At 62.9% G+C, this 16,290-nt stretch carries 16 protein-coding genes; 2 read left to right on the top strand and 14 right to left on the bottom strand.

Translation table 11 applies throughout. The features are described from left to right. Window positions 1-50 precede the first annotated feature (50 nt). A complete protein-coding gene (locus tag CCOS864_RS15220; RefSeq protein WP_115087060.1) occupies window positions 51-1,178 on the bottom strand; it encodes an alkene reductase in 1,128 nt (375 codons plus the stop codon). Window positions 1,179-1,318: 140 nt separating this feature from the next. Here CCOS864_RS15220 and CCOS864_RS15215 point away from each other — a divergent pair, with 140 nt between their 5' ends. Then, a complete protein-coding gene (locus tag CCOS864_RS15215; protein WP_010225615.1) occupies window positions 1,319-2,248 on the top strand; it encodes a LysR family transcriptional regulator in 930 nt (309 codons plus the stop codon). Window position 2,249: 1 nt separating this feature from the next. Here CCOS864_RS15215 and CCOS864_RS15210 read toward each other — a convergent pair whose 3' ends face one another. After that, the gene (locus CCOS864_RS15210; protein ID WP_115087059.1) at window positions 2,250-3,278 is read right to left on the bottom strand and encodes a DUF1176 domain-containing protein; all 1,029 of its coding nucleotides are present in this window, start codon (window positions 3,276-3,278) and stop codon (window positions 2,250-2,252) included. Between the two features lie 95 nt (window positions 3,279-3,373). On the opposite strand from CCOS864_RS15210, the gene CCOS864_RS15205 reads away from it, so the two are divergent. Next, window positions 3,374-3,877 (top strand): GNAT family N-acetyltransferase, encoded by a 504-nt coding sequence (locus tag CCOS864_RS15205; RefSeq protein WP_115087058.1) that lies wholly within the window; start codon window positions 3,374-3,376, stop codon window positions 3,875-3,877. Here CCOS864_RS15205 and CCOS864_RS15200 read toward each other — a convergent pair. The 12 genes from CCOS864_RS15200 to CCOS864_RS15145 all read right to left on the bottom strand — a co-directional run bounded on the left by CCOS864_RS15200 (window position 3,874) and on the right by CCOS864_RS15145 (window position 16,273). Further along, window positions 3,874-4,266 (bottom strand): GFA family protein, encoded by a 393-nt coding sequence (locus CCOS864_RS15200; RefSeq protein WP_115087057.1) that lies wholly within the window; start codon window positions 4,264-4,266, stop codon window positions 3,874-3,876. The two genes, CCOS864_RS15205 and CCOS864_RS15200, sit on opposite strands and share 4 nt — an antisense overlap. A gap of 37 nt (window positions 4,267-4,303) precedes the next feature. Continuing rightward, on the bottom strand, window positions 4,304-4,705 hold the full coding sequence (locus CCOS864_RS15195) for a hypothetical protein (protein ID WP_115087056.1): 402 nt from the start codon (window positions 4,703-4,705) through the stop codon (window positions 4,304-4,306). Further along, entirely contained in the window at window positions 4,702-5,754 is a 1,053-nt protein-coding gene (locus CCOS864_RS15190) for a hypothetical protein (protein ID WP_115087055.1), read from the bottom strand. Before CCOS864_RS15190 ends, CCOS864_RS15195 begins: the two co-directional genes overlap by 4 nt. 216 nt (window positions 5,755-5,970) lie before the next feature. After that, window positions 5,971-7,035, bottom strand: coding sequence for a lipocalin-like domain-containing protein (locus CCOS864_RS15185; protein ID WP_115087054.1), 1,065 nt, complete (start codon window positions 7,033-7,035; stop codon window positions 5,971-5,973). Further along, window positions 7,025-9,475: an ABC transporter permease gene (locus CCOS864_RS15180; protein ID WP_115087053.1), complete on the bottom strand. Its 2,451-nt coding sequence runs from the start codon at window positions 9,473-9,475 to the stop codon at window positions 7,025-7,027. The genes CCOS864_RS15185 and CCOS864_RS15180 overlap by 11 nt, the downstream gene beginning before the upstream one ends. Continuing rightward, complete coding sequence (locus tag CCOS864_RS15175) at window positions 9,475-10,140, bottom strand: ABC transporter ATP-binding protein (RefSeq protein ID WP_115087052.1); 666 nt, start codon at window positions 10,138-10,140, stop codon at window positions 9,475-9,477. Before CCOS864_RS15175 ends, CCOS864_RS15180 begins: the two co-directional genes overlap by 1 nt. 255 nt (window positions 10,141-10,395) lie before the next feature. After that, the gene (locus CCOS864_RS15170) at window positions 10,396-10,614 is read right to left on the bottom strand and encodes a DUF4287 domain-containing protein (protein ID WP_115087051.1); all 219 of its coding nucleotides are present in this window, start codon (window positions 10,612-10,614) and stop codon (window positions 10,396-10,398) included. Further along, window positions 10,607-11,314, bottom strand: a complete 708-nt coding sequence (locus CCOS864_RS15165; RefSeq protein ID WP_115087050.1) for a class I SAM-dependent methyltransferase — start codon at window positions 11,312-11,314, stop codon at window positions 10,607-10,609. Before CCOS864_RS15165 ends, CCOS864_RS15170 begins: the two co-directional genes overlap by 8 nt. A gap of 98 nt (window positions 11,315-11,412) precedes the next feature. After that, the gene (locus CCOS864_RS15160; RefSeq protein ID WP_115087049.1) at window positions 11,413-13,995 is read right to left on the bottom strand and encodes a fimbria/pilus outer membrane usher protein; all 2,583 of its coding nucleotides are present in this window, start codon (window positions 13,993-13,995) and stop codon (window positions 11,413-11,415) included. An 89-nt stretch (window positions 13,996-14,084) separates the two neighbouring features. After that, on the bottom strand, window positions 14,085-14,834 hold the full coding sequence (locus CCOS864_RS15155; protein ID WP_115087048.1) for a fimbrial biogenesis chaperone: 750 nt from the start codon (window positions 14,832-14,834) through the stop codon (window positions 14,085-14,087). 73 nt (window positions 14,835-14,907) lie between these two features. Then, window positions 14,908-15,495, bottom strand: coding sequence for a fimbrial protein (locus CCOS864_RS15150; protein WP_115087047.1), 588 nt, complete (start codon window positions 15,493-15,495; stop codon window positions 14,908-14,910). Between the two features lie 130 nt (window positions 15,496-15,625). Then, window positions 15,626-16,273, bottom strand: coding sequence for a response regulator (locus CCOS864_RS15145; protein WP_115087046.1), 648 nt, complete (start codon window positions 16,271-16,273; stop codon window positions 15,626-15,628). Between the last annotated feature and the right edge of the window lie 17 nt (window positions 16,274-16,290).

The raw sequence follows: 16,290 nt of genomic DNA, 5'->3' as shown, positions 1-16,290 counted from the left end.
AGGTTTGCGCAAATAATGCCACGCATGACGAGGGCGGGTCTGATCGCGGTTCAGGCCGGGACGTACGGGGCGTAGTCCAGGTAACCCTTGGCGCCGCCACCGTAGTAGGTGTCGCGATCCGGCGCGGTCAACGGCCAGCCGTTTTTCAGACGGGCAACCAGGTCGGGGTTGGCGATGAACGGCTGGCCAAAGCCCGCCAGGTCGATCAAGCCTGCGTCCACCAGGTCCTGGGCACGCTCCAGGGTCATGTCCCCGGCCAGGATCAGCGCGGTCTGGCCCAGTTGCGCCTTGCACTGCGCCAGCAGCTCACGCAGTGCCTGCTCCTGGGCCACCGCGCCTTCGCTGGCGAGGAAGAAGTGGGTCTGGTCCATCACATGCACATAGGCGATGCCGCGTTGACCCATGCCGGCGCAGAGGGCCGAGTAGGTCTCGTCGATTTGCGCGTAGATCGGCATGTCGAACAGCTGGCCGTACGGCGAGATGCGGATGCCGACCTTGTCGGCGCCGATGCGCCTGACGACGGCATCGACCACTTCAAAAACGAAGCGCAGGCGGTTTTCCAGGGTGTCTGCGGCGTAACGGTCGTTGCGGTCGTTGACCAGCGGGTTGAGGAACTGCTCGATCAAGTAACCGTTGGCGCCGTGGATTTCCACGCCGTCGAAGCCTGCGGCAATGGCGTTGGCGGCGGCCTGGGCGAAGTCTTCGACTACCCGGCCGACCTCTTCAGTGTTCAGCGGGCGCGGTGTCGAAGTCGAGACAAAGCCGGGCTCGCCGCTGTCGGTGTAGCCGAAGGCAATCGCGCCCTGGGCGACCTTGCTGGTGGCGCTGACCGGGGCCTGGCCATCGCGCTGGATCGAGGTGTGCGACACCCGGCCGACATGCCACAGCTGGGCAAAGATCTTGCCGCCGACGCTGTGCACCGAGTCGGTCACCAGCTTCCAGCCCTGGACTTGCTGCTCGGTGAAAATGCCCGGGTTGAACAGGTAACCCTGGCCTTCGCGGGAAATTGGCGTGCCTTCGGAGACGATCAAGCCGGCGGTGCCGCGTTGGGTGTAATGCAGGGCAATCTGTTCGGTGGCGATGTCTTCGGGGGCGCGTGAGCGAGTCATCGGCGCCATGACGAAACGGTTGCTCAGTTGCAGCGAGCCGAGGTCATAAGGGGCAAACAGGTCATTCATGAGTGGGGCCTCTCGGTGGGATGGCGCCATCCTAGGATCTTGCGAAAACAGCCACAATCAAGGCAAATTGCAAAACACTATTGCTGCTACAGCAATTTATGCCCCTATACTGGGCGGATTTCCCGTCGCAGGGGCCGCCCATGCACCTCAAAGCCCACCGCTTTTTCGCCATGGTGGCGGTAACCGGCAGCTTCTCCGCCACCGCCCGGCACTTTCAGGTGCCGGCCTCATCGGTGTCACGCTTCATCGCCGCGCTTGAGCGCGAGGTCGGGCAGCAGTTGCTGTACCGCAACACCCGCGCGGTCAAGTTGACTGACGCCGGCGAGCGCTATTACCTGCAGATTCGCGAAGTGCTGGAGCTGCTGGATGCCGCCGACGAATCGATCAGCGGCAAGACCGGCGACATTCGCGGCCTGGTGCGGATCAACGCGCCGGTGGCCTTCGCCCATTTGCACATCGTCCGGCTGCTCAATGGCTTGCATGAGCAGTACCCGGAGCTGACCGTTGAACTGACGGCCACCGATGCCTATATCGACCCGGTGCAGGAGGGCGCCGACATCACCTTCCGCGTCGGCCACCTGGAGGATTCGGGGCTGATCGGGCGGCAGATCTGCACCCAGCGGTATGTGCTGTGCGCAAGTCCCGATTACCTGCACAGATATGGCCAGCCGACGTCCGCGCAGGACCTGCGCCAGCACTGCTGCCTGGTCTACAAAGGCACCGGCGGGGCGCAGCGCTGGCACTTGCGCCGCCCGGGCAGCGATACCGTTGAAGTGGTCGACGTGCACGGGCCGCTGCGCAGCAACAATGCCCAGGTGCTGGTCGAGGCGGCCCTGGCCGGGCGGGGTATCGTGTTCTTTCCGTCCTGGCTGTTCAGCAAGCACAGCTTTACCAGCAAGGCCCTGGTGCAACTGTTGCCCGACTGGGAAGGCGCCGTGGAGGCGACGCCGAGCCAGATCCACCTGCTGTCACCGGAAAACCGCCTGCGCTCGCAGAAGGTGCGGCGGGTGTGGGACTACTTTCTCGACGCCATCGGCACGCCGCCGTACTGGGATGACCTGGGCGCTTGAGTCAACCCTTGGCGCGCCAGGTCACCGGCCAATAGTCCTCGTTGATGCTGTCGCAGCGCCACATGGTCCGGCGGTCCTTGAGCTGCATGGCCGTACCGTCGTATTGCCAGATCGAGCTATCGCCGCAGTCCTTGCCCATCTCGCGGAAAATCTTCAACTGGCCGCTGACCGGGTTGAAGCTGATCTGCCCGTACAGTTCAGGGGCAACATCAGCCTCGGGGGCCGCTTTGAGCTCAAGCGGCGTCGCCTGGTAAGGCGCCGTGCGCGAGACGCGGTAGAGGCTGTGGTTGCAGCCGTCCTCGGCGCAGCCGTAACGCAGGCGCACCAGGGCGTGGGTCGGGTCCAGAGAGTAAACCTCGGCCTGGGCCTGCCAGTTTTGATGAGGCGCGGCGCTCAACTCGTCTTTGCTCAGGGCAATCATGTAGTCGCCGATGGCCTGTTGCTCGGCCTCGCTCAAGGCCGGCGCCAGGGTGAAGCGTGGCAGCTTGGGAATGGCCGGGGCCGGCGGCACCCGGCTGTCCGCCTGGTAGCCGGGGCGCACGAAGGCACTGGGGTGGCCGATGCGGCCTTGCACCGAATCCATCAGCAACAAGGCGGCACTCAAGCCCTGCAGCGATACCCGGCGTTCGCCAAAGTTGCTGTTGGAACTCAGGGTGTCGCTGTTGCGCAGCTCGCGCAGCTTCTCAACGGCGGCGTCGTTTTCCAGGTAATAGTACTCACGGCCCTTCGAGCCGTATTTCCAGGGTTCGGTGGGGCGGCCATCGAGGTGAAATTCGTAACGCAGGGCGACGTCGTCGTAGCTGATCGCGCTGAGCCGGGTGCTGCCCTTGGCACCGGCTTCGCGAACGATGTACAGGCCCATCCCCGGATTGTCGGTGCTGCCCGATACGGCGGTGCAGCGGCGGGTGTTGTCGCAGGCCACGCGCCAGTCCTGGAACACCCGGGTCAGTGGCACCGGTTCCGGTGTTGCGGCCTGGGTCAGGGCGGGTAACAGGGTAAGGGCCAGCCAGGTCCATCTTGCTGAAAACATCGTGGGTTGATCCTGCGGTGTCGATGAAGGACGGCATGATCGCACCTTGGTGGTAGTCTGGCAGCTGTTTAGGGGCAATCAGCGCAGGAAGCCTTGTGATCTCCATCCGTCCCGTTTTACCCCATGAATGGCCAACCTACCGCGACCTGCGCCTGCAGGCATTGCAGGATTCGCCGGATGCGTTTGGCAGCACCTTCGCAGCAGAGTCGCAACGAACCGATGAAAACTGGGCGGCGCGGATTGCGGCGGCCCATGCCAGCGGCAACGACCGGCCGTTTTTCGCGGTTAATGGCGACGTGGTATGCGGGCTGGTCTGGTGCAAATTGTCCGCCGCCGAGCCGGGTGTGGCTGACATCTATCAGATGTGGGTCGACCCGGCTGCGCGCGGCCTGGGCGCTGGCGGTGCCTTGCTCAAGGCGGCATTGGACTGGGCTACCAGCGTTGCGGTGCGCCGGGTTGGCCTGGGCGTGACCCTCGCCGATAGCCCGGCGATGCGCTTGTACCAGGCCCATGGCTTTCAGCCGGTTGGCGCGCCGGAGCCACTGCGCGAGGGTTCCAGCCTGATGTCGCAGGGGATGCAGCGACAGCTGAGCGCTTAATCCTCGAAGCGCCCTGAAGGGTCGCGATCCCGTTCATAGTGCCTGCTGAGCGGGAAGGGCGGCAGCCAGGACTCGCGGCGCAGGGTCCAGCTTTCGTAGGTGGGCGTGAGCAGGTCCGGGGCATCCAGCGAGCCGAGGTTCACTTCGACTTCATCGCCTGAGCGGGCGAACACCGACGAGCCGCAACGGGGGCAAAAATAGCGCCCGGCGTAGTCACGGGTTTCGCCTTCGATGCTGAGCGCATCCTCGGGGAAGATCGCCGAAGCATGAAAAAGCGCGCCGTGGTGTTTGCGGCAGTCCAGGCAGTGACAAAGGCCGACCCGATAGGGACGTCCCGAGGCTGCAAATCGCACGTTGCCGCACAGGCAACCGCCGGTGAAGTGGTCCATGGTGCGTCTCCTGTTGTGTGTTCGTGGCTCTCACGGGCTATGGTTCGCAGATCTTGTACAACCCGACACTCATGATCATCAACACGAACCCAATAGCGATCAGCCTGCCGGAAACAAGCAAGCGACGCCGGAGCCGCCGGGGGAAGTTGCGCACTTGCACTGCGTCGAGCTGGCCTTGGCGTATATGTTTTTGTGGGTAGGCCAGTAAGCCACTGATCACTCCGACAAGCACCCAACGCGCCACTAGGCTTGATGTCCCCCAAACGCGAATCTGCTGCTCCAGCCAGGTACTGCTTTGCAGCGCTGAAAGCGACCTCGCAAAATCTCGGCCATTTGCGATGCACGCGCTTATCAAGACCCCAGTCAGCATGATGATCCACGGGCCAAGGATCAGCACCATCTGTAATCCCAGAGGCCAGGAACGAGGGTCAATACTCATAAGCCTGTCCAGTTGTAGAATAGTTCTCCAGCAAGATCACCAGATGTGTTGCCAATCATGCTTCCCACATAAGTGCCCATGCCTACCAGGACTATGCCGCAAACGGCGCCGCCGTGCGGTCCGATGCCTACGCACACCGAAGCGGCGGCCCGGCCGCCTGCGTATGCTCCAGCCAGCCCGCCTCCAAGCCCGCCGGTGAAGCTGCCGGTCTCGGTAAAGCGGATTTTCCTGCATTCTTCTGTCGCTCCAGCGCGACATGCTGCCTGCACGTTTAACCAGGATGCCGTGCCACCCAGCCCAACTCCGACGTAACCACCATATTTGAGATACTTCGCCGTCTTTGCCACCTGTTCCAGATGCGTAGCATAGCCAGGAATCTGTCCAGCTCCACCGGCGCGGCTCCAGTGGTGCACCAGGCTTCGGGTCGAAATTCCCAGGCTCTTGCGCAAGCGCTCGTGGTCTCCAAGATTGAGTTGCTTGTTGAGAAAAATGCTCTTCAATTGCGCATCAAGCTGCTGGAAGAGCGCGCGTCGGGCATTGAAGAATGCCGAGCTGTTCAGCCTGCCACTACGACCGAATTCACGCTGGTGCAACTGTTCGATACTGCGCAAAGTACCGTCAACCTGTCTTAAGCCCTTCTCCAGCATATCTTTGCCGATGCCCATCGACAGACTTGCTGTGCCCAGCATACCGGCGATTTCGGGCAGGTTGCGCATCATGAAGTCTGCTTCCTGGGAAGTGAGCGTGGCCAGGCTTTCGCGTACCTGGGTTGCTGAATTCATCAGTTTGGCTTCTTCGCGAGTACAGGCACTTTCGATGTTCGGGTCACCAATGACGAAGATTTCGCCTGCCTTGAAGCCGCTGGCAAAGGTCGGGTTGAGCCGCTGTAGCCGGGCGATCAATTGCGGTCCATGTGCCGTAGTCAGCGAAGCCACTACCTGACCGCCAGTCATGCTGCGCGGTACGATGTAGAAGCCGGGCTCCAGCGATTCGGAGGTAGAAATTATCGAGGGAGCAGGGGAAGTAGTTGAAGGTGGCATCCTTGTCATGCGCAGGTTCCTTGGGCAATGAGGGCCGGAACCTAGCACCGACGCCCACGGTGTAACGTACCGCCGGGCGGAATCGGAAACGTCCCACAGTAAAAGCCGAGTCGCTTAAGCAGGCGTACGAGAATGCCTGGTCAAGAACCCAGTGGGAGCGGGCTTGCCCCGCGATGCGATGTGGCTGACACAATGCTGTTGCGGGGCAAGCCCGCTCCTGCAAAGTCAGTAGCCGGTCATCTCCAGGTAGCCCTTGCCGCTCACACTTCCATTAAAGCGCACCGGCCCCTCCCAGTACGGAAAGCGCGTAGACATCCATGCGTTCGGCTCCAGTGCATCGACCTGCACATCCACGTCATGCGCCGGCACCTGCACGCGCCAGCGGGTAGGCACCTCGCGGCCGTTTTCCTGCTTGCTCCAGGCCAGCTCCTGCAGCTGGATCTGCTCACCCTGCAGTGCCTGGGCGCTACCCTCGGCACTGATCCAGGTACCTGCGCGGTAAGGTGTGCCTTGGGTCTCGCGCACGCGAAACAGCATCAGTTTGGCGCCGCTGTCCAGGTGCAGGGAAAACCAGTCCCAACCCGACTGCCCGGCCGCCAGGGGCTGGCTGCTCCACTCGCGGTCGAGCCAGGCGTTGCCGGTGACCGTCAGGCGTTGGCCGTCGCGTTCCACCTCGCCGCTGACCTGGTAGAACGGCTGGCTGTAATAGTACGACGCCTGGCCCTTGCCGGATTTTTCGCTGTAGCCCCGGGCGCCATGCAGCACCAGCGGGCCGGGGCTGACCAGGTTCAGGCGGTAGGCAAAGCCCTTGCCGCTTGCGGTCATCTGCAAGTGGCTGATGTCGTCGCTGCCTTGCAGTGACCAATCGTTGATCCAGGCCCGGAATGGCTGGGCTTCGACCCCCGCCTGGCCTATACCGCCCCGAGCCAGGCTTTCGCTGACCTGGTGGCCGCCGGGGCCGGTCAGTGCCGCATGGCCCATCCACAGGTTCGGGCTGTCCCAGTCGCTAGTTTCCGGGCCCGCTCGCAGGGCCGAGCGGAACAGCGTCCACTGCGCGCCCCAGTCACGCCCCTGGCGATCCCTGAGGTTGGCGGTGACGTACCACCACTCGATGCGAAAGCCATTGTGGGCAGCGTGGTCGAGGGGGAACACCAGCGGATGATTGCGCGTCACCTGCTTGAAGGCCGCAGCGTCCTGACCCAACCCGGCAAAACTTTTGGGCACTGGCGCAGGCGGGTCACATCCGCCCAGCAGCAACAGGCCGATCAACACGCAGACGTTAAATTTCATCGGCAAATTGCCTCAACAGCTCGCTGGGCTGGCGTCGCGCCAGTTGCCACAGCGGCCAGGCGCTGGCCAGCAGGCTGGTCAACAGGCCGAGCACCGCCAGCTGCAGCAGTTGCGCGGCAAATACATGCAGCGGCAGGCGCCAGCCGAAGGCCTGGACATTCACCACCGCCACCAGGCACCAGGCCAGCAACAGCCCCAGGGGGATTGCCAACAGCACGGTCAGGCTGCTCAGCATCAGGGTCTGTCCCAGCGACAACCACACCAGTTGCGTTCGCCGCACGCCCAACGCCCAGAGCGGTGCCAACTGGCCCAGGCGGCTCTGGCTCAAGGTCAGCAGGCTGATGAACAAGGCGATGCCCGCCACCCCCAGGGTCAGGCTGTTGAGCGCCGTGGTGGCGGCGAAGGTGCGGCTGAAGATCTCGCTGGACCAGCGCTTCAAGGTGGCTTGCTCGACCACGCGGCTGTCGTCCAGGGCGAAGCGTTGTTGCAAGTCGGCCCTCAGCGCCGCAACGCGATCGGGCGCAAGGTTCAGGCTGATATTGCTCAGCTTCGCCTGCGCCAGGTGCCCGCGCAGCCAGTCGGCATTGACCAGCAGGTGGCCCTTGGGGTTGCCATAGTCGGCATAGAGGCCTACGACGGTCATGGCTTGATTGGCTAACTGTAGTTTGTCGCCCAGGTGCAAGTTCAGGCGCCGGGCCAGTTGTTCACTGAGCATGACTGCCCGCCCGCTGGCCAGTTGCGCCCAGGCCTGCGGGCTTTGTTCCAGCAATGGCCAGCGCGCGGGGTAGGCGGGGTGATCGATGATGCCCTGGACCTGCACCGGCCACTGTTGCAAGCGTATTTCTGCACGCCAGCTGGGCAACAGTGTAGTGACGGCCGGTTGCCGGGCGAGCCAGTCGGTGATTTGCAGGGCTTGTGTCGTGTCCTGCGGAGTGAGGTAAAGATCGGCTGAAAGGCGCTGGTCGAGCCAACCGCTGAAGGTCTTGCGAAAGCCCTCGGTCATGCTGCCCACGCCGACGCTGGCGGCCAAGGCCAACAACAGCGCCATCAGCGCCAGGCTCAGCGCGGGGAGCTGCTGGCGGCTGTCGGCGATAAACCATTCCTTCAGCGGGCCGTGGCACACGCGTGCCAGCCAGGCCAGTGTGCCGTCGAGCAGGGCGGGCAGCAGCAACGCTGCCGCCAACAACAGCGCCGCAAGCAGGATCAAGGCGCTGGTCAGGCTGTTGCCCCATTGCCAGCAACCCAGCGCAACCACCAGCAAAAATGCCGCTACCAGTGCCTGACGGTGCAACCAGGGCCCTTGAGCCAGGCGCCAGGCCTGCGGCTGGGCCAGGGCCAGCAGCGGCAAACGGGCGGCGCGCAGCACGCTGCTGGCGCCGGCCAGCAAGGCGCCAAGCACGCTCACCACGATCCCTGCCAGCCACCACCAGGCCGGCAGGCTCAGTTGCCCGGCAACCTGCGCGCCGTACAGGCCACGCAAGCTGGCGGCGACATCGGGCAGCAACAAGGCGGCGAGCCCATACCCGCTGGCGACCCCGGCCAGGCCGCCGAGTACGGCGAAAACGCCTAGCTCCAGCGCCAGGCCGAGCAACAGGGTTTTCAGGCTGATGCCGCAGGTGCGCAGGTTGCGAATCAGGCCACGGCGCTGTTCGAGGGCCAGGCCGATGGCGGCGTGGGCAATGAATAGCCCGACGACGAAGGCCAGCAGGCCGAGGGCGGTGAGGTTGAGGTGAAAGCTGTCGGTCAGGCGCTGCAGGTCGCCGTCGTCGCTGGGCGCTTGCAGGGTCAGGCGCTCGGCGATCTCTGCCGGCAAGGGCCTGGCCTCATCGCTCGACAGTAATCGCGACAGTTGCCCCGAAGCGTGCAGCAACGCTTGTGCATGGCCGATATCCACGACAATCACGCCCGGTGCCAACTGTGGCTGCACAACCAACGGAGGCAATCTCTGGCCGTCACTGCTGGTCGCTTGCCCGGCAGTGACGGCCAGTTGCCGCAGGGTATCGGGGCCAATCCAGGCTTGCCCGGGCGTGCCAATGAATGCCTGCAAGTCGAACCCTTGCAACGGGGTGCCGGCGACGGTCATTGCCGGTGGCAGGCTCAGCGGCTCAATACCGATCAAGCGTACCGTCAGCGGCTGCTCCCCGGCGAAGCGCAAGCGGCCTTCCAGCACCGGCGATACCTGCCAACCGAGCTTGCGCAGTTGCAGATACAGCGATTGCTCGAAGCGTTCACCGCTGCGGGCCACCAGCTGCGCTTGCGCGGGTCCGGTCAACACCGCGCTGGCGCGGGCGTAGTCGGCCCGGGCCTGACTGTTGAGCGCCTGTACCCCGGTCCATAGCGCGGTGGCCAGCCACAAGCCGGTAAAGATGCTGAAAAACTGCAAGCGATGGCGCCGCCAGTGGCTGAGCAGCGCCTGCAAGGCAATCAGCAGCGGGCTCATCAGCGCGCCTCGACCTGCACACGCCCGGCGCGCAGGACGCAGCGCTGCTCAAGACGCGCAGCCAGGCGCGGGCTGTGGGTCACCATCAGCAGGCTGCTGCCGGCCTCGCCGACCAGCTGCAGCATCAGCGCCAGCACTTCATCGCTGGTGGCCTCGTCGAGGCTGCCGGTGGGTTCGTCGGCCAGCACCAGCGCCGGGCGGGCGGCCAGCGCCCGGCCAATGGCGACCCGCTGCTGCTGGCCGCCGGACAACTGCTCCGGGTAACGCGGCAACAGGCTGGCGAGGCCCAGGCGGGTTGTCAGGTAATCCAGCCACTGGCGGTCAAGCCGCGCCGCCAGCCTGGCCTGAAAGGCAAGATTGGCCGCCACGTCGAGGCTGCTGATCAGGTTGTACTGCTGGAACACCAGGCCCATGCCGTGCCGGCGCCAGCGTGACAAGGCTGACTCCGAATGACCGTCGAGGGCCTGGCCATCGATCAGGATGCGCCCGCGGTCGGCGCGATCGAGGCCGGCGACCAGGTGCAGCAGGGTGCTTTTGCCGCTGCCGGACTCGCCCATCAACGCCAGGCTGCCGCCCTGGGCCAACTGCAAGTCGACGCCCTGCAAAACCGCTAGCGGGCCTTGGGCGGTGCTGAAGGACTTGTACAGTTGTTCGATGACCAGCATTGGCTGGGGTTCCTTGCGAAGGCCCATCTGGTGCGGGGCTGCGGTTGTTGCGCAGATCCGCCACCCACAGTTTAGCTTTCGCCGCCGATCCGGGGCGGCCAAGGATCGACAGTAAGAGTGCGGCACATCGGTCATGACGCCCAGCGTTGTGCCGACCGGTTGATTGACCTCTTCTAGCGATGGCTTGTCGCCTCCCGGTCAATGCGCGAAAAGCGCTTTCAGCAAGCATTGACCGGGGGGCGCGGCAGCCAACCTTCAGCCCTTTTTAGCGGCTGCCAGAAAGTGCGCAACCAGCGCATTGGCATGGCCATGGCCCATGCCATGTTCGGCCTTGAGCCAGGCCACCATCTCCATATGCTTCCTGGCGCTGACTGAGCCGAGCAGCGTCAGCCAGTGGCTTATGGGTTGCCCGTACTTCTTCTCGATCGAAGGGAAGTACGAGGCGGGTCCTTTTACTTTTTGCTCCTCACTCATGATCCAGGCTCCTTTCAAGCGAATTGACTGGCAGTGTCGCCTCAGCCACCAACAACAATGACTGCGGCACGGCGCTTTGCGGATGTTGCGGCTCTTGCAAACCGACCCATTTGAAACCCGCCATGTCCAGCGCATTGAACCAGCTGGACAGGGTGCGCAGGTACCAGGGCATGGGTTGCCACTGGCCCTGGAAACCGGCGAAGTCCTCCTTGCGCCAGCCATCCTGGTAGACCTCTGCGGCTGCCGTCCACGGGTGCAGGGTCTGGATCACCAGGGCACCGCCAGGGGCGAGCAGGGCGTTCATGGCGGCGAGCAGGGGGATGATGTCCTGGTGCAGCAGGGCGAAATTGGCGCAGATCACATGGTAGTTGCTGCCGATATCCACCTTTGCGTCTGCCAATGCCTGGTAGCTGGCCAGATGCACCGATGAATTGCCTGCCGCTCGTGCGGCCTCGACCAGCGTCGGGTCGCCATCCACCCCCACGGCCTCGATGCCCCGTTCGGCCAGCGCCCGCAACAGCCAACCTTCGCCGCAGCCCAGGTCGAGCACGCGCTCGGGCTGGCGGCAGAGCACGGCCAGCAGAATTGCCTGGTCGGTGACCTTGAGGCGGCTTTCGATGGCGCCGCTACGGACGGCCTCTATCCAGGCGCGGGCATTGTGTTGCCAGCTCTGCAGAAGTTCGGCATCGGGGGTGGCCATGGCGCTGTCCGGGGTGGAGTTGCCCACAAGGATAGGACAACTATGGAGGACCTTCGACGAACATTTGCGTCAGTAAGCGCAGCAGGCTTGCCCCGTGATCAAGGCAACGCCGGTTGACACACCAGCGGCACGCGCTCGTAGTTCAGTGCCGGGTTGCGCTCGGGGAGCGCGTAGGACGTCGTGCATTGCTGGTCATTCCATTTGATCAGGAGCGTGGCCGAATCCTTTTCGACCAGGGCCAGGGCGTTGCCGCCAGGGTCAGAGATTGCCAGCTGTTTGCCAGCTTGGTCTTCAACCGAGGCGCCGAACGGGATGCGCTGGTGCTGAGCATCGAACAGCTCGAATTGCACCCGTCTGCCGCTCTTGCTGGCGTAGCGGGCCAGCACCACGGCACCGCGCCTTGGCACCACTTGCCGGGTGGCGTTGTCCATCTCGATGTCGGCGCCCAGGTCGCGGGTATCCAGGCTGATCCAGTTGACCCGATAGGGTTGCGCGTTCGGCACCACGGCAAAGCCGTTGGCGCCGGTTTGCGCGCCGCTGTAACTGCCGATCTTGACCCCTGCAACACCGGGAACTTCAGCCAGGGCGAAGGTTTCACCCACCGTCTGGCCAAGGTTGATGCCGCCGGCATGGGCGACGACGGAACCGGCCAGGTTGAGGTTTTGCGAGTTGTAGCCACGTCCCTGGCTGTAGCCGACACCGATATCGGCAACGCTGGTGCGGGTGGTGATGTTGGCTGAAGCCGAGCTGCCGCCAGTGCTGCTGTTGCCGCCTTGCAGCGAGTAGTAAGTGTCGCTGTCTTGCGACAGGTAGCCGTTGATGCCAACTTGCGTGCTGTCGCTGTTCTTCTGGGTGCTGGCCGAGACGAAGGCGCGCGGCGCCCGGGGCTTGGAGCCCAGCGGGAAGGACACGGACAGGTTGACCAGGGTGTCATTGTTCGAGGGGCCGTAATCACCGACATCTTTGCTGTAGGTGGCGCCAAGGTTGTAGCTCAGCTCACCCCAATAGTTGCTGTAACCGGCGGACAGGCTCTGGGAACCGCCCCGGCCCCAATAGCGCTGATCGCTGGCATTGAGGTAGACGCTGCCATATTGCTGGTTGCGGCCGAGGCTCTGGTTGATGGTGAGGTCGGTACGGGTTTTCGAGTTGCCGGTACGCTTGGGGCTATCGGTATCGAGCTCTTCGACATGGTTGGTCAGGGTCCGGTAGCCCTCGGTCGAGTAACGGTAGGCGGCCAGGGTGAAGCTGGTGTCGGTACCGGTGAAGGTTTTCGCGTACAGCGCCCGCAGGCTATTGCCCCGGACCGACTGGCCCGGGGTACGGCTGGAGGAGTGGGTCAGGTCGACCGAGACCGCGCCAATGGCAGTGTTGCGCCCGGCACCGAGTGCCAGCGCCTGGAAGTTGTCGCTGGCCTGGACGCCGACGATGCCACTCAGGTTGCTGCTGATGCCATAGGCCAGGGTACTGCTGACAAATTTCGGCGACGCCAGGCCCTCGCTGTTGCTGTTGTACTTGCCCGCCGAGACGCTGTACTTCAGCTGGCCTTCACGAACCATGATCGGCAAGCTGGAGAACGCCTGCACGCTAACCCGACGACTGCCATCGGCCTCGATGATGGTCACTTGCAGGTCACCGTTCGAGCCGCTGGGATAGATATCACTGATTTCAAACGGGCCCGGCGGTACGTTGGCGGTGTAGAGGATGTAGTTGTTCTGGCGGATCTCGACCGTGGCGCTGGTTTGCGCCACGCCGCGGATGATCGGCGCGTAGCCGCGCTCGCTGTCGGCGCGCATGCCTTCGTCCGAGGCCAGTTTCAGGCCGCGATAGCGCACGCTGTCGAACAGGTCGGCGTCGGAGAAGATATCGCCGGCACTGAATTGCCCCTTCAACGCGGTCACATCATGCTGAACGTAGCTGCGGTTGCTCTTGAACTTGTTGGGCTGATCGGTACTGCTGCTGAAGTTCGACTCATTACGCAGTCGCCAGGCGCCCAGGTTGATACCGTTGCGCAGGCCCAGGTTGTTGGACAGCGTGGTGGCGGTGTCCGTACTGTTGCGGTTGCTGCTCAACTGGTAATTGATGAACGCCGCCGATACGCCGTCATCCCACAGCGCCGGGTCGACATACCCGCGCATGCCGCGTTGCATGGCGACTTGCGGCACGCTCACCATCAAGCGCAGCCGGCTGACGTCATAGCGCTGGGTGGCTTTGTCGATCAGCGCGGACAGGTCGTAGCAGGCCTCTGGCTCAGCCGGGGTGAGCTTGTTCGTGGCTTCCAGCTTTTTCATGTCGATGCCCAGTTGCCGGAGCAGGTCCAGGGTCAGGCAGGCCTCGACTTTGCCGGTGCTGGGTGTGCGCCGGAATTCAATATCTCGACGGCCAACCAGTACTTCGTTGCTGTAAAGGTCGACCCGGTAGTTACCCGGTAGCACGCTGTTGGCCGAGAGTAGCAATTGCAGGTCCACCGACGACTGGGCGCCCTGGAGGAACGAGGTGTTGAACTGTTCCTGCTCAATATCGCTGGCTGCGGGGGTGGCTGCGCCCGCTGTCGTGGGCAGGCATGAGACGATGGCGATGAGCAGGGGGCAAAGGGTCGACGGGTGTAATAGGGTGGGGGGCGTTGCCGGTCGCTTTTGCTGGTTTACGCCATGATCGTGTTTGCTGCCAGTGAGTAAAGACATGCAAATAACCTATATCACCCCCGATACGAGTAACGGTGCGGAGCGAAGTAAAGTGCGGTGGAAGTACGATGAATAGTCAAACCGGTGGCTCAAGGTGACGCTTTCGTCAGGCTGGCCTTTGTTGCCGTGGCATTGACAAGTTGCGTGGTGTAATGCTCTTGGGCGCCATAATCGTTAATACTGGTGAATGACAAGTTTGCCGTGCCGGCTGCGTTGAGTTGCTTTACCGCTAACTCTTTGTGTTCACCCGGGGCGATCATCATGGAATCAACGACGATTTCCGTTGATTGGCCGGATTGCAGTTTTATATCCCCCATGGACACGTGGTAGAGGCCGGGGTTATCAATCCCCAGGACGGTTTTCCCTGCGCGCTCGCGCAATTGCCATTGCAGTTCTGTGGGGGCCAGATAGGCGTTGGCGGTCAGGCCTGATGGGCGAAAGAACACTTTGATGCGCTGGCGAACCGCGAGCTGCAAGGTGTTTTCGGTTTTTGCCGCCTGGGGGATTTCCTGGACGTTGAGCCAGACCACAGACTCTTTATCCGACGGCATGCCGGTGCCTTCATAGATCACCCGCAACAACTGCTGCTCGTTGCCGGTGACCCGCGCCAGGGGCGGCGTAACCGCGAACGGCACTGGCGTCGAGTCAGGGCCATCGCTGTCGACCCACGACTGGATCAGCACGTCATCACCGGTGTTGCGCACGGTAATGCCGGCCTCTTTGTGCTTGCCATCAAAGACCAGGCGAGTGCCGCTCAAAGAGATGCCGGCCGAGGCCTGGGCAACCGCGAGCATGCCGAGGATGCCCAGGCAGAAGGAAAGGGGTTGACGAACCAACATGATAATTACCGCGTCATTGCCAAGAAAAAAGCGGGGCGAGTTGCCCCGCTCCGGGTCAGAGCCTGCTCTGGAGTTATTCGTATTGCAGAACGAATGGCAGGGTGGCGTCACCGCGACCGGCAACGACAGTGTCCAGGGCCCCGGTGGTGACGTAGGCAGCGGAGAATTTCAGGGTGGTGTTGCCATCCTGCAGGGTGTTCTCGACGCGGGCGGTGGCGTCGGAAGTCAGGTCGATCAGCGCGCCATTGGCGTCGAGCAGGGCAATACCGACGTTTTTCGCCGCGCCCAGACCATCAATCAGTCTCAGTACTTTGGTGCCTTCGACCAGGCCAGAACCGTCGGCTTTTTTCGGTTGGAAGATCATCGACACTTTGGTGCCCTTGTTGCAGTTGATCTTCATGTCGAAGTTTTCCGCGCTCAGCTTGCCGCTGCCAATCGGCGCGGCGGCGGTGCCCATGTCTTTGATCGACACTTCACCCATGGGCACGGAAATAGTCTTGCTCATGTCCGAGCTTTCAACGGAGCAGGCGTCGTTGTTGATTTTGCCAGTGAAGTTGATGGTGCCGGAACCGGCTTTGGTCGGCACGGGGTCGGCGGCGAGCGCGTGACCAGTGGCGGCGAGGATCGAGAGGGTCATAAAGGCCAGGGTGAACTTCTTCATTCTGATTTCCATAGGTGTTTTAAGTGCTGCATGAAAGTGCAGTTACACAATACGGAGGCCAATCGGAAGAAAGAATCAGACGATCCTTATAAGCACTAACGGCGGGTTTCGGCAGGCTCGATAACGCCAGTTAATTGAACAGTTTGCGCTCCAGGCAGTACGCCAATAAGTCCTGGTCACTGGCAACTTCCAGTTTGCGCATGGCCGCAACCTTCTGCGCACTGATCGTCTTGGCGCTTCTATTCTGGCTGCGGGCAATTTCATTGACACTCAGCCCGGCGACAAACAGGCGCAATATTTCATGTTCCTTGGGCGACAGCCGGGCAAAGCGTTCGTCCAGGGCGGTGCTGGACTCCACCACCGACGTGGGGGCGGCCCCGGCGCTGTGAAACGGCTTGCCGCTGGCGACGGCCTTGAGCGCGATTTCAATTTCGTTGTGCAACTGGCTCTTCTGGATAACCCCGAGTACACCCAGCTCATGGAGCCGGGTCAGGATCAACGGGTTGGAGATCATGGTCAGCACCAGGACCTGCACGTTCGGGAAGTGTCGCTGTAAATACCCCACGAGCTTCAGGCCATCGCCGTAGGGGGAGTCGGCGGGCATGTTGAAGTCGGTGATCACCAGGTCGACCGGCTGCTGTTCCAGCAGCTCGATCAGGCCGACGGAGCTGACGGCTTCGCCGACCACGCTGAAATGCACATCGCGCTCTACCAGTTCGCGTACGCCGAGCAACACGATAGGGTGATCGTCAGCGATGACAACGTTTAGTTTTTTCATGACCGGTCGTCCGTAAG

The sequence above is a fragment of the Pseudomonas wadenswilerensis genome (genome assembly GCF_900497695.1).
In the GTDB taxonomy this organism is placed as follows: domain Bacteria; phylum Pseudomonadota; class Gammaproteobacteria; order Pseudomonadales; family Pseudomonadaceae; genus Aquipseudomonas; species Aquipseudomonas wadenswilerensis.
This window is presented reverse-complemented; position numbering and strand designations above follow the sequence as displayed.